This is a genomic window from Helicobacter pylori (assembly GCF_015904775.1).
Lineage (GTDB): Bacteria > Campylobacterota > Campylobacteria > Campylobacterales > Helicobacteraceae > Helicobacter > Helicobacter pylori_DM.
In genome coordinates, this window is the sequence record NZ_JADZNC010000007.1 from 1 (window position 1) to 15,597 (window position 15,597).

General features: G+C 39.9%; 5 protein-coding genes. All 5 read right to left on the minus strand.

Features of this window, described 5'->3' with window-relative positions; genetic code table 11:
* Positions 1–117: 117 nt before the first annotated feature.
* The gene (locus tag I6852_RS04830) at positions 118–9,624 is read right to left on the minus strand and encodes a vacuolating cytotoxin domain-containing protein (RefSeq protein ID WP_197291707.1); all 9,507 of its coding nucleotides are present in this window, start codon (positions 9,622–9,624) and stop codon (positions 118–120) included.
* A gap of 161 nt (positions 9,625–9,785) precedes the next feature.
* Positions 9,786–10,355 (minus strand): outer membrane beta-barrel protein, encoded by a 570-nt coding sequence (locus tag I6852_RS04835; protein ID WP_197291708.1) that lies wholly within the window; start codon positions 10,353–10,355, stop codon positions 9,786–9,788.
* A complete protein-coding gene (gene hefC / locus I6852_RS04840; RefSeq protein ID WP_197291709.1) occupies positions 10,352–13,432 on the minus strand; it encodes an efflux RND transporter permease subunit HefC in 3,081 nt (1,026 codons plus the stop codon). Before hefC ends, I6852_RS04835 begins: the two co-directional genes overlap by 4 nt.
* A 12-nt stretch (positions 13,433–13,444) precedes the next feature.
* A complete protein-coding gene (gene hefB / locus I6852_RS04845) occupies positions 13,445–14,149 on the minus strand; it encodes an efflux RND transporter periplasmic adaptor subunit HefB (protein WP_197291710.1) in 705 nt (234 codons plus the stop codon).
* Between the two features lie 9 nt (positions 14,150–14,158).
* Positions 14,159–15,592 carry an efflux RND transporter outer membrane subunit HefA gene (hefA, locus tag I6852_RS04850; RefSeq protein ID WP_197291711.1) on the minus strand — a complete coding sequence of 478 codons (1,434 nt, stop codon included), beginning with the start codon at positions 15,590–15,592 and terminating at the stop codon, positions 14,159–14,161.
* Positions 15,593–15,597: the final 5 nt, after the last annotated feature.

Below are 15,597 nucleotides of genomic sequence, written 5' to 3' on the forward strand. Positions count from 1 at the left end.
TTTTATTTTTACTAAGCGCTAATCGCATGTTACTAACACCAAAAGAACGCATGCGTTAAATCCTTAATCCCACCATTGATTTATTTAATGGCTCAAAAAGGGGTAAGCCCCCTACTTTTAAAACGCTAAACGCATTCCAATATTCCCGGTAATGTTGATCATTTTATAATCCAATCCAAACCTAGCCCCCACCCCAGCATTCGCATAAAAGCTTTTAAACAACCTCACTTCCCCGCCTGTAGTGATGCTCGCAAAAGTGTTGTAAAGCTCGCCTTTTCTGTAACTCAAAGTGTTGTTGCCAATGAAACGCACCAATTTATCTCCCATAGATCTCACAAGCAAATCCCTACCAATGCCGCCAATCGCATAAAAATAAGAGTTTGTGTTAAAATAATGGCGGTTCTCAAAAGCAAAATCAATCGTTAAAACGGATTTTTTAGACGGATCGGCGCTCGCTTTAAACTGGTTATAGAGTGCGTTATCCATCACTCCATCTAAACCGGTCATGCCAATATAGTAATACCTTAAACCAATTTGAGGTTTTAAGATGATGCTTTTGTTTTTAAACATGAAATCATACCCGTAATTAACTCTCGCGTTCGTCGTCCATGTGCTGTATTTATAGGACTGATTGATCATAGAAAGCAGAGCGTCGTTGGAGCTGATTTGGGTTTTATTAGCCCCCCAAGTTTCATTGACGCTAAAAGTCAGCTCGCTCTTTTTAATGAGGGCTCTCGCATACAAGCCCATGTCCACATTATTCGATCGAGAACTAGTGATGCGTTCATAAAACCCGCTATACCCATAAGCCGCATACCCTCCAACAATCACACCCTTAATGAATCTGTCATAGCCCACATTGACACCATAGAGCGTTCCTGTGCCATTTTCCACAAAGCTCACGCCCCCAACGCCGGTCGCCCAAAGGTTGTTTTTTAATTTATCCCTTTGAGAGTATTTTAAAATCACATCCATCGCGTTAGGGACAGCGTCAGCAAATCTTTGGTTTTTAAGACTGCTCAAGCGTTCGTTAAAATCCGTTGAATCAAAGGAAGCGAAATTAGAAAGCTTGGCTAAACGGCTCATTTGTTGCGTGTAAGTGTTGAGCTGTAAAGCATCGGTGGAATTGTTTTTAAGATTGGGTTTAGAAAGCATGCCTAAAGCGCTGCTCACATCTTCCATTAAAGTCACAATATGTTTGGTGGGCGTGTCTTGCAAATAATAAGGAGCGAACAAGGGATTACCCCCCTTAGCCGCAAAAAGCTCATTCAGCCACAGAATGGAATTATTGCCCGCAGATTTGATCGCATTCAAACCAGTGCTGCCTTGAATGTGTTTAACATAATACTCCAAACTAGGGGCATGAATATCCATGGGTTTATCAGAGACGCTAACTTGAACTTTATCATAAAGGATAGATGAATACACCATTTGCCCCTGATTGTCTTTAAAGCTCACCACAAGACCCCCATCTTTAATATTGACCGGTTGGTTGTCATAGCTTAGTGAATCGCCCTTTAATTGCATGCGTTTGCCGTTAAAATCAATGAGGGTGTAAAGCTTGAGGTAATCGCTCAAGCTCCCTCCAAGAATCGTTTGGTTATCATAGCCATAAACCATGCGATGAGCGTCTATAAGCGTGTAAGTGCCTTGCTTTTGAGTGTTAAAATGGATTAAAGCTTGATTGTTATAAGACATGATCGTAGAATTGCCAGTCACATTAATAATCGTTTGATTGGTTTTATTGCTAAGATTAAAGATTAATGACCCTTCGCTCTTGAAATCGCCCCCCACATTCAAACCATTTTCATTCGTGCTGAGAGCCGCTCCTTTAACCACATTGAGATTACCGCTAATATCAGCCCTGTAATTAGAGTTATTGTTAAAAGCGTTATTCACGATCAAATGATTCGCTTTAAAAGTAGCGTTTGACTCTAAATCTAAAGTCCCGATCGTGGTATTTTGCAAGACTTTTGAAAAATCCACTAATCCATTAGCTTTAATGGTTCCTAAAAAAGCGAAATTATTGGCATTCACTTCTAGCGTTTCATCGGTTGGGGCTGTCGCGCTTGAAGAATGAGATTTTTTCTCGCCCATGCAATCTAAAACATTCACGCAAATTTGACCTTTTTGAACGCTAATATCGTTTCGTGGCGCGTTAAGAATTAAACCATTAGTAGCGTTTAAGGTGTCTAATGAAATATTAGAAAAATCTTTAGATACAAAAGAAAGCCTGCCCTGATATTGCGTGAAATTGATCGTGTTTTTCCCGTTAAAAATAATGGACTTGCCCGCTACAAAATTCAATTCCCCCCCTGTGGCGTTACTAAACGAGCTGTTATTAGTAAATAAATAATCTTTAGCCACAAAATTGAAATTCCCTTTTTGCCAGAGATTGTGCAAACCTTTAGGTTTGAGTAAAGAGCCCATGCCCAATTTCTTCAATTCATCTTGTAAAGATTGAGGCAGTATGGAGCCTAAACCTTGATGATAAACGCCTCCAAATCCCTTATCAGCGATGATTTTATTGATCATTTGCCCTAGGACTTGATTGCTCATGATTTTATTCACTACGCCTTCGCCTAATAAGTCATTTAACGCTTTTTCACCTATGCTAGAAATGGTGCTAGTCAGCTCTTTACTAGGGTTAGTGATGCTATTTAAAGCGATATTGACTAACACGCTCAAATCCTGCGGACCGAGCCAAGAGATGAGCTTATTGATTAAAGGGGCTTGATTGATCATTTGATTGAGAATATCCCCAAAAGTCGTTTGCTTCAAAAAGCCTTGCAATTCTTTAGAATTAGCGTTAGAGCCTATTTTATCAAGGGCTTGATTCAAGCCTCCAGGCACAAAATTATTGGCAAAAGAACTCAAACTTTGCTTGCCATACCAGTTATTGATGAAATTCTCTACATTTTCAATCCCTAAAGTTTTCACGATGAATTTTTCAAACCCTGAAGCATGGGCTTGGATTTGTTCTAAAAGCATTTGATCAATTTCTTTTCTTTTTATAGGATCTAGTGCGTTTAAAAGCCCGTTTTCGCCAAAAACATCGCCCACCGTTTTAGAATTTAAAATTTCCATGATCGCGTTTTTAAAAGCGCTCACGCCTAAAAGGCTGCTCACCTCATCAGGGCCAAGCAAGGAGCTTAAAGTTTTAGATCCAAAATCTTTAGGGATCATGTTGGCTAAATCTTTAGGGATAGCGTTATCATTCAAGCTCTCTTCATAAACCATGTTAGAAAGGATATTCCCCAAGCCCTTTTCCCCAAAAAGCTTATCAATGCCCTCTTTCCCCAAGTAAGAAAAGATTTTATCGGTCCCTTGAGCGTCAATATTGGCTTGATTAAGCACCAAATTCGTCGCGCTTTCAAAAGACACATTCGCGCTCCCTCCGCTCCCCCAAGCGTTCCCGCTGCCGATAGTTCCGGTAATGTAGATGTTTTTAGCCCTAAAATTAGCGTTAATGTAGCCCAAATAAGGCGTGCTAGAATGGAGCAACTGCCCTAAATTAGTCTGTCTAAACATCTGGCAAGTGTTATCCCCAACCGCGCATGGCTCTTTATAGCCATCGCCTCCAAACCACACCACGCTTTTAGTGTTCGTTTGCCCCTCTTTGATCGCCCCTACCACGAGATTGCCTTGAGAGAAATGATAATTAGCCGTGTTGGAAAAATTATTGATAATCTTTAATAAGCTCTTCCAATTTGCTTGAGTTAAAGTGATACCATATTTTTCAAAGATACCAAAAAGAGTTTCAAAACTATTCGGGCTATTGAGATTGAGATTGTCCAAATCCCCTGAAGCGATAAGATTAGCCATTTTAGGCAAAAATTCCTTACCCAAGCTGGCAATAACGCTTAAATCCTGCTTAGTGATAGCCTGATTGTAAATGTGTAAGGCTTGTAATGGTTGGTTTTGCGCGTTATAAGTCCCGGGTGTTTCATTGTTTTGATTAAAGCCTTTGATATTGCTACTCAAATAATAAGTGCCAGCCTTATCGCTTGTGTAATTATAGGAATTCTCGCTTTCATCATAAGGGTTTTTTTGGTAATCATACAAGCTAGGGGCGAGATTAAACATCGCATTATTAGAAACGCCGTTTTGAGAGATCTGCACTTTCAAGCGGTTGTTATGCAAGGTTTCTGTAATCGTTTCAGTCGTGTTGAGTGGGTTAGTGAAACTCCACGAATGAATGCTGTTATTGAACGAGTAGTCAGCCTTTTCAATCTGTATGCCATAAAAACGGATCTTTTCATAGCCGTTATTCCCCATTAAACCCTGAATATTTTGAGCTTGTAAAATATTATAAACTAAGGGCTTGTTTTTTGCATCAAACAAATTCACATTAGACAGATTCAAAACGCCTTGAGTTCCAAAGCTGAAATTCCCGCTTGCATTAATAGCTAGAGCGTTAGCGCCATTGCCTAAAAGGTTTAGAGTGCCATTTAAAAGAACGCTTTGAAAATTCAGGGTGCTGTTGTTTTCTAAATCAAACAAGGCATTAGAATTAAAGGTCGCTAATTTAGTGAAAGAAATTTGAGAATTATTGGCATAAAAACTCACAGGAGCGTTAAAAACGCTATTGCCATTGAAATTCAACAAGCTTGAGTTATTGAGGTTGAAATTCGTTTCCCCTTCTACGCTAAGCGTATTAAAGCTCGCTTGAGAGCCTTCAGCTAAATTCATCGTAGAGTTATTTTCAAAAATAGAAGCACCTTGGAAATTGATATGGATATTTTTAGCCCTTAAATTGAGCGTCGCTTGATTAAAATTCGTATTCCCTTTGAAATTAATCAGGCGTGCAGAGTTGCCAAAATCAGGCGTCTTACCAAATAAAGGAATGCCATAAAAGGTTACATTAGCGTTATTGAAATTCGCTTGATTGAAGCTTAATTGAGCGTTAGGGTTCAAGTTCAAATAAGACACCCCGTTAAAAGCGGTTGTGCCGTTAAAATTCGCCACGCTGTTGTTGTAAAAAGAAAGGCTTGAAGCGTTTTCTAAAGTCGTTTGGGTTTGGCTATCCCCAATATTAATAGCAGCGTTGGGCTTGACTGAAAGCCTGGAATGATTGAAAGTAACATTCCCATTCAATGATGACTGATTCACATTCTTAGACACATCAATGACTATTTGAGAATTATTGAAAATAATGTTATTAGCTTTCAAATCATAGCGAATGCCCCCACCTAAAATGGAATTAGAAAATATCAAATCCGTATTTGCAACCATATTCACATATGATGAAGCACTTTCAGTCGCTCCGTTAATATTGGTCCAGCCGCTAAAAGTGGTGTTTTCAAAAGCGATACGCCCTGAGTTAAAATTAAAGCCTCCCCATGTGAAATCCCTAAAATTAGAGTTTTTAATCTCCATAGAAAGCTTGGAATTAAAATTCGCCCATGAATGCTGGCTCGCGCTGGTTTGTAAGCCCATAGCCACGGTTTGGAAATTCGTGTAATTCAACCCGTCAGCGTTCAAGGTTTCATCAGCGTTAAAATTGATCGTCGCCCCACCGCCGGCGTTAGGGTTGCCGACATTAAAATTATTCGTTAAAAAAATATTAGTCGCGTTGAAATTGCCATGCAAATATAGCAAATTATTCTTACCAAACCAGATCGATCCGCCATTGTTATTGGCTTTTTCTTGAGCGCTCCCTAAAAGCAAAGTCCCTACCACTGTAGCCCCAAAGTTCAGCGACCACGCAAAAGCGCTAGAGCCGATGAGATCTTGATTTTTATAAGGCGCAATATAGCACACGCCAACGCACACCGGGGTTTTTCCAGGCACAAAATCAAATTGCTTCCTCACCTGACTCCAAATATCCTTAGAATCATTATCTGTGTGAAAAGATGAAGAATGGATAGTGAAATATTTATAGGTGATAGAACCCGGATTAAAAGTCTCTTCAAAAACAAATCTTTGGCCGTTGCTTTGGGTGAATTGCACAAAATAAGTGTTTTTCTCCGCCCTTAATAAAGTCCCTCTCTCACCACCATAATGGATCAAATTCCATAAATTTTGCGAGAAAACATTATCCTCCACAATTTCATTATTATATTTAATGTTATTCCCGCTTAAAAGCGTGTAAGTGGTTTTATCGGTCAGATCCCTTTCAATGTTAAAAACACTATTATTGTCAATAGCGATTGATCCTTGAAGACGGCTGAAAGGATCGCTGTTAATGAGCGTGTTTGTGCCTTTAAAAGTAATGTTTTTAGTGTCGTTAAACGAATAGCTACCGCCATTAAACGAGTTGTTATTAAAAATAAGATTTTGCACTCTGGCGTTGATATTATAAGAATTGAAGGTATTGTTTTCTAAGGTTAGGGAATTTCCGGTGCTGTTTTCGCCCCCCTTATAAATCAAAGTGCCGTTATCGCTAAAACTAACATTCTTAATCACCGCTTTCCCGTTAAGGCTAGCGTTATCCACGCCAAAATTCCCCCCTCCACTCACAGAGCCTTTATCCCAAGTGATATTATTGGCTTTAAGGTTAAAGCCTCCATGCGGGGTTTGGTTACTGAAATTTGCGTTTGTTGCATTCAAGTTGCCATTATTAACAATGAAATTCATCCATGAATTTTGCAAACCGGCTTTATCGTTATTCAAATGAGCGTTAGCGATATTCAAACGCTCTTGAGCGTTAAACACTAAAGTCGCACCCCCACCGGTTTTGGCACCATTACCGGAGCGAATGGTGCCGGTAATATCAATTTGACTCGCCCTAAAAGTGCCTTGAATATAGCCCACTAGCCCCCATTCAGCCCCTGAAGTTTTCCCAAAACCCACCACGCTATTAGAAGTGGGATTCGCTCCAGCAAGAAAAGGGGTGGTTTGGTTGAACACTAAAACGCTGTTAGCACCGCTATAATCTTGCGTGAAAACGCCTGTGCCAGCGATCTTCCAAGTCGTCATGCCGTTGAGATAGAACACGGTGTTACTGGCGTTATTATTGATATTTTTAAGATGAAATACCTCATTATGGATATTCACGCAATGCGTATAACCTAGAGTGCATAAACGAGTGAGCGTGATCCCGTTATTAAAATTTTCTTTAATGTAGTAAGTCAAGCCGTTATCAGTGAAATGGACATTATAAATTTTAGTATTGTTTGGCGTGGATTGATCCTTATTTACTAGCGTGCCGCTAGGGTTTTCCCCACTAATCCAGCGCAGCATTTGATACAAAGCGTTATTATCCTTATAATCCACGCTTTTAGCGTTAAGCAATTGATAAGTCGTGCCTACGCTTAAACTGCTCAAAAGCCCTTGCATGTTGAAAACAACGCCCTTATTGAAAGTAAAAGTTGTTTGAGCGCCATTTATTTTAAATTGGTTATTCACATTAAAAGTGTCACCAGTGAAACTGACTTTAGGGGTATTATTGAAATTAAACACGCCCCCATTGAACGAGTTATGATTAAAATCCACTTGTTTGGCGTTGAAACTAAACGATCCGCCATTAAACTTGTTTTCATTAAAGGTGTTATTTGCGCCATCAAAAGTGTAAGAAGCGTCGCTTAAAACGGATTTTTCAATGGTGGTCTTGCCCTGGAATTTGAAATTCCCTGCTAAAAAATTCGTGTTTTTAAAATTGTAAGAATTTTCAGCGCCTTGAAATTTGTAATAAGCCTTGTTGAAATTCACGCTATCAAAAACGCCATTACCGGTAAAATCATACCCCCCACCCGTCCAATCGTAAAAATCAGACTGAGAGACATTGATCTTACCGCTACTAGAGCCATTCCCTAACGCCATAAAAGTCATGTAAGAGTTTTGCGAAGTGGTTTTTAAGTTTTTAAAATCAGCCCCAGCGATATTAACTTCAGTCGCACCCACAAAATTCAAAGTCGCCCCCCCACCGGTTTGAGCGCCATTACCAGACATCATGTTACCGGTGATATAAACCCTATCGGCTGTGAAAGTGCCGGTGATATAGCCCGTTTTCCCCCAATTGACTCCCTCATACCCCCCAAAACGCACCGTGCTGTTAGATTTAGGGATACTGCCATTAGCCCAAGGGGTCGTGGCGTTAAAGACTAAAGCGCTGTTTTTCCCGCCATAAGTTTGAGTGAATTTCGCATTAGTGTAATTCCAAGTGTTCAAGCCGTTAAGATAAAAAATCGTATCGTCTCTATTGTCTTTAATGTCTTTTAAATTAAAAACATTGTCATGGATATTCACGCTATTGGTGTAATAGATATTGTTCGCGCCATAATAGACGGATTGTAAAACAATAGAATCAGGGCTAAAAATTTGTCTGAAATGATAGAGCGTGCCGCCTAAATTGTAGGTTACATAGTAAGTGTGGGTGTTGTTATTTGAGCTTGTATGATTTTTATCAGCGTCCTTTGTGGCTTGCGTGTTTTTAAGCCTGATGATATTCCATAAGTTGCTGACATCATTATAAGCGATAGAGCCATTTTTCATGCTAAAAAGCGTGTAAGCGCTCCCTATGCTAGGCGTGTAATTTTGAATATTAAAAATCGCATTAGCGTTAATATTCACCTTACCGGTCATATTGACAAAGGGTGAAGTGGGGTTATTGATCGTGGTTGTGCCTTGAAAATTAACATTAGCGTTAGTTCTATCAAAAACGAACCAACCCCCATTAAAGGTCAAATTATTAAAAGTAATATTATTTGCATTAAGAATGTAGGCATTCCCTACGGTGTTAGCGTTGCCATTAGGCATGCTCCCTAGAGTGCTGTTATTAAAGGTAACGCTATTAGCGTTAAGATTGAGCTTGTAATGATTGATATTAGAGTTAGTGAAAGTGATGCTCCCCCCAATACCATTCCCACCCTTATAAGTGAGTGCACCATTATTGTTGAAAGTTACCCCGCTAATGGTGGTTGCGCCATTGCTATCCACGTTATCAAAGCCAAAATTCCCGCCATTGACGCTCCCACCATTATAAGTAATCTTTCGCCCCATAGCATTAAAGCCTCCATTAGGGGTTTGGTTGCCAAAATCTGTGTTTGTCAAATTCACGCTATGATTGGAAATCAAATTGATCCAAGAAGTTTGTGTCCCAGCTCTATTATTTTGAAAATAAGCCCCATTAGCGTTTAATTCGTTTGAGCTTTCAAAAACCAGTATCGCGCCTCCACCGGTTTTCCACTCATTACCTGAGCCAACAGCCCCTGTGATAAAAATGTCTTTAGCCTTAAAAACCCCCGTAATAAAACCTACATAGCCCTTTTCCCCAAACCATATAGAAGAATGATTGGGCGTTGCGGAAGCGTTTTTTGTCCCTATGTATAACTGACTATTGTTATAATTTTGCGTAAAACTCCTATTCCCCCCAGCCCAAGTGCGTAAAGGGCTGATATAGTAGGATTTGTTGCTGTGATTTTCATTCACGCTATTGAGCCAATACACCGAACTATTATAATCTTCACTTTGAGCGCTCAAAGCCGAAACAAACCCAAGCCCTAAGAAGATTTTTTTATTAATGGATAGAGAAGGATTTAAATGCGTTTTTAAGGAATAAATTATCAAAGGCGAGTTTTTGATTGTGTATTTTTTAGCGATTTTCTTTTTAATGCCCTTAAAAGATCGGTTTTTACTAAAGCGTTCATTCTTTAAATCTATTTTGCTATTTCTATAAGTCATATTTTGAACCCTTTCTATTATATAATTACATTTCTTAACACTATCTACAATAAAAAGATCATTTTATCAATTAAAAGAAAACAAAACAACTCCTTTTACATGTTAGTAACCAATCTCATTATAAAACCCATCAGTCAGTTACTTTCTATAATATACCTCTCTTAAAACATATAACTATAAGCCGCATGGATAAAAACGCTCTCTAAAAAATAAGAATTTTTAAAAGAATTTCTGGTTTTTGAAAAAGGGATTTTAGCCCCAAGCTCTATGCGGTGGTAATGAGCGATCGTGCTGCCAAGCCCTACATTGATTAGCCCGTTATACCCCATAAACGAACTATTTTTCATGCCTAAATGGTTGCTTTGATAAAAATACCCTATCCCAAGCCCCCCATACACCCCAAAGCTGTATTTTTTGTAAGTGTAAAAATCGCTCAACACGTCCATATTTAAACTCAATAAAGAAGTGTTAATCGTGTGGAATGCGGTGGGTTTTATCGCCATAAGGTAGGAAAATTCACCCCTTAACGCTAGATCTTTAAAAAAAGCGAATTGATACCCCCCTTTAGCCCCCCATAAAAAAGCCGTATAAGAAGAATCACTAGCCGGTTTGGGGGTTATTTTAATAGGAGCTAAACCCACCATAGCCCCAAAATAAATATGACTTTTTTTAGGCTCAAACGCCCCTAACAAGCCCACCCATAGAGCCAAAATGAAAACAATCTTTTTCATTCTAAAGCTTTTTGGTTTTGATAAAACCGCTTGATTTTATCGTCTATGGGAGCGAGTAAACGATAAAACACCGGCACAATGAGCAAGCTTAACACCATAGAAATCATTAAGCCCCCACTCATCGCAATCCCTATAGGGGATTTCATCGCCGCTCCATCCCCACTCGCCAACGCTAAAGGTAGCATGCCACAAACCATCGCAATGGTCGTCATTAAAATCGGTCTTAGACGGGTTTTGCCGGCAAATAAAATGGCTTCTTGGATATTCAAACCTTTTTTACGCTCTTCATTCGCCACATCAATTAAAAGCGTGGCGTTTTTACCCACCATACCAATGAGCAAGATCAATCCTATCATAGAGAACATGCTCAAAGGCTGATGCACTAAACCCAGAGCAAAAAACGCCCCTGAAAAGCTTAAAGGCATGGTAACCATGATGATAAAAGGCTCTAAAATGGATTCATACAACGCCGCTAAAATCATATAAATCAACACAAACGCTGTCGCTAAAGCGACTAAAAACTCCCCATTAGTCTCTTTAGCGTTATCCGCTTCACCGGTAAATCTGTAATTCGCCCCTTCAACCAGCCATTCTTTAGTGTTTTTACTCACTTGCGTTAAAATTTCCCCTAAAGAGATACCCGCTTTAGGTTGAGCGAGCACCGTAACGCTGCGTTGGCGGTTATAACGAGAAATACTGGACGGACTTTTAGTTTCTGTGATTTCCACTAAAGCGTCTAAAAACATCAATTTATCGAATTTGTTGTGCACTTGCAAGCGTTTGATGTCTTCTACAGAAACGCGCTTGTCATCAGGCACTCTAATGATCATGTCGTATTCTTTGCCATCTTCTTTGAACACGCTCGCTTGAGAAGTCCCAGAGAAAGCAGAGCTCACCACTGAACCGATGGTTTGAGCGCTCACGCCGTATTTGTTGGCGTTTTGTCTTAAAATTTTGAGTTGCAATTGCGGTTGCGATTCGCTCGTGCTTGTATGATAGCCTTCAATCTTGCCTTTTAGCTCAGGGCTTTCCAATAAGAATTTTTTCAAATTCGCCACGCTTTTATCCACCGCTTCTTGAGAATGGGAGAATACGAAGGTTTGAAAGGGCGAACTATCCCCACCGCCCCCTATAAGAGTAACTTCAGAAAGATTAATAGTATCTAAACCTTTAGCTTCAGGCAAGCTTCTCAACTCTTTCCTTAAAGCGCTCATCAACTCAAATTGCCCCAATTGATGCTCTTTTTTGCGCTCTTTTAAAGGCTTGAGCTGCACAAAAATCTTAGCCTTAAAAGGGTTTTGCGTGGTGCCATAACCCACTTGCAGGGTGGTAAATTCCACTTCAGCATGTTTTTCAATCGCTTTTTGAAAGATCTTACTCTTTTGTGTCATGTAATCTATACTCACGCCCGGTTTAGCCTTAAGCCACACTAAAAACCTCCCCCTATCTTCTTTCAGCATGAACTCCATGCCGAGTTTAGAAGCCACAAAAAGCGAACCCACAAACACTAAAACCACTGCTATAAAGATAATAAGCTTGTGGTTTAATACCCATTGGAGCAATTTGGTATAACGAGACTCTAAAGCCTTAAAAAAAGGCTCACTCCACACATAAAAACGAGAATGCCTGGGATTGACCACGACTGAGCTTACCATAGGAATAATCGTAACGACCACCACATACGATAGAGCGATCGCTAAAGCCACTGTGATCCCAAAGCTTTGGAAAAAGCGCCCGATAATGCCTTTCATGTTCCCTATAGGCACAAACACAGAGAGCAGCATCGCCGAAATCGCCACTAGAGCAAAGCCAATTTCCCTCACCCCCTCATAGCTCGCTTTTCGTTTACTCATGCCCATTTCTAGCTTTTTATGGATGTTTTCAATCACCACGATCGCATCATCAATGATAATCCCTATCGCTAGCGTTAAAGCCACCATGGTGAGCATGTTTAATGAAAAGCCCATCCATTGGATGAGCGCAAAAGTCCCCATGATAGAAATAGGGATAGAGATCGCTGAAACAAGGGTGATCGTGCCGTTACGCAAGAACGCAAACACCACTAAAACCGCTAAAATCGCTCCTAAAATCAAGTCAAATTTCACGTCTTCAATAGAGGTGCGGATATAGCTCGTGGTGTCTAAAAAGGGTCTGATTTCATAACTAGGGCTAATGGCTTGAATGTGTTTTAACGCTTCATACACCCTATCCACGATTTCAATTTCATTCGCTCCGGCAATCTTTTGGATTTCTAAAATCACACCGGGTTTGTCTTTAAAGCTCGCAAAAGTGTTGTCTTCTTCCAAACCGATTTCAATTTTTGCAATATCGCCAAGACGCACATGATTGCCCACTTGAATCTTTTCTACATCCGCAACGCTATAACTATTCGCATTAATTAAAATAGACAATTCCCTTTGGCTATTGACAATGCGCCCCCCATCAATTTCCACATTCTCCGCTTTAAGCGTGCTGAAAAGATCCGCATAAGTGAGATTGTATTTATTCATCAAAGTGGGATCTGCATAAATCCTAATCTGGCGCTCCCTAAAGCCGTTGAGCTGCACGCCCCCTACCCCATTGATTTTTTGGAGCATGGGTTTGATGGTGTTTTTAGCGTAATCATTAAGGGTTGTAGCCGGCACGCTCGAACTGCTCACGAATAACGAAATAATGGCTTGGCTGTCGGTATCAAATTTATTGATAGAGGGTTTTTTAATGTTGGAGTCATCAAAACGCACCGAAGAAATTTTATTCACCACATCGTTTAAGGCTTCTTCATTAGGCTTTTCTAATTCAAATTCAATGACGACGATACTCACATTTTTAGAACTCGTGGAAGTAACCTTTTTGATCCCATCAATCCCCATCACCACTTCTTCAATCTTATCGGTTACCTTACTCTCTATGATTTCAGCGCTAGCCCCAGGATAAGTCGTAGTAACCACCACTGTAGGCAGATCAATTTTAGGGAAAAGCGCCACGCTCAATTTTTTAAAACCCATAGTCCCAAAAAAGACAATCGCCAAAGCAAACATCAAAGTCGTAATAGGACGATTAATCGCTGTTTTATACATCAAAATATCCTATTATTTCGTTTGGATAAACCCATCGCCAAAAAGCCCCACTGCCATAGGCTTAGACAAAAGGGCTTCAGCGCTCACTTTCCTGGTGTTTTCATCAACCGTGGGGTAAATCTTAGTGATTTTAGCTTCATGCTGATTAGAATCACCATCTATAGAATAAGTGTAAGTATCCCCCACTTTGACCGCATTAATATATTTAGAATCAAATTCAATAACCAATTTCCTAGCATGGCTGACTAGTCTCAATAACACCGTGTTATTCGCACTCACCCCTTCGCCCACTTGAATGTTTTTACTCGCTATTACGCCATCAAAAGGGGCTCTTAAAATGGTTTTATTCAATACCGCAATAGAATAAGCGTAATCAGACTCCAAGCGCCTGTAAGTGAACTCATAACCCTCTAGAGTGTTTTTATCCACAGCACCCCCAATTTTGCTGTATCGTTGGTATTGCTTTTTAGCGAAAATGAGTTGTTGCTCGGTAGAATCGCTTTGAGCCTGTTTGTCTTGATTATACAAAAGCAACAAAACATCGCCCTTTTTGACCACGCTCCCCTCAGTAACCTTAATGCTATCCACAATCCCTGTGCTATCCAGAGTGAGTTTGGAGTCTTGCACCGCTTTCACATTGAAAATCGCATACACTTTCTCGCTAGCTTCCAAACTCAAAAGACTCAAAAAAAGTCCTATTAAAATTTTTCGTATCATTTTTATCCCTTAATGCACATAGTCGTCTATTTTATGCCCGCTGTTGAAAATGTAATTGGCTTTTTGCACTTCATAATTGTTGAGCGCTAAATTGTAAGCCACTTCTGCATCAAAGCGCGTGGTTAAGCCCCTTAAATAGGTGGTGAAATCCACTAAATTAGCGTCGTATTTCCTTTTAATATTGGCAAAAGAAAGATTGGCCGCATCCAAACTAGCCTTGGAAGATTCAATCTTGGCTCTGGCAATATCAAGCGATTTTCTATAAAGCTGTTCGTCTTTTTCTTGCTCCAATTTTTTATACGCTAAATTCTTTTCATTCGCTAATTGGCCTAGCATGATGGATTGTTTTTGCAAGCTCAAGCCTATATCATCAAAAATATTCAAAGTCGCAGTAACCCCAGCCGTATTTTGCTGACCGGGGTAGAAATTCCCAAAACGCCCTGTGGCATAAGCGGGTTTTTGGATCCAAAAAAGCCATGAGTCAAACACATCTATCTTGGGGTAATAGTTGAGTTGCTTGTTTTGGTATCTGAGTGCAGAAATCTGCTCCCTTAAAGAAACCAAATCCTGCCTTTCTCTCAATTGCAAATTAGGCGCATCGATCGTAGTCTTTTTCAAATTTTTCACGCTGAGGTTAGTGAGGTATTCTAAAGTCAAGCGGTTTTGCTCCAAAGCAAATTGCATGTCCAAAATATCGTATTCGCTCAAATTCCCTTGCGCTTTTAAGCTTTGCAAATCATCAATCGTGGTCAGCCCTTTGTCATAGAGCTTGGTAACCCTTTTAATGTCCGTTTTGATTTGCTCTAATTTCTTTTGCAAAGCGATCATGCGAGCTAAATTATTAAAATACTCATAATATTGTTGCACCACTTGCAAATACACGCTTTGGCGGCTATACTCTAAATTAGCCACAGTGGATCGGTAAGTCGCAGACTTTTCTTTGACATTATTCACATTGCTAAAGCCATTAAACACATTCAATGTGACTTGAGCTTGGAGTTGTTGGGTGTTATAATGCTTATATTCTGGAGTATCCCTAGCTTCATTTTTAAAATTATAACTCGCATTCAAAGTAGGCAAAAACATCGCTTTGGCGATGGTGTGGTTCTTCATCGCTTGCTTGACACTGAGTTCTTGCGCTTGCAAACTGAGATTAGAGGTAGCCCCCTTTAGCAATTCATAAAGCCCCAAAGCGGCTTTATCGCTTTTTTCATGGTATTTAGCAATCTCTTGATTGATAGTGGTCGCTGTTTCTTTAGGCGAGGATAAAAAACTCGGTGTTGCTTCTAAAGAACTTGTCGGCGGATCAATGAGTTTTAAATTCTTGTGGCTATAATTGTTAAGGATTTGCTTGATTTCATCTGGGGTTTTAGAGGGGGCTTGGGCTAGAGTTAAAACTGCACACAAGCCCCATAAACTAGCATATCTTATAATAGTTTTCATCAATC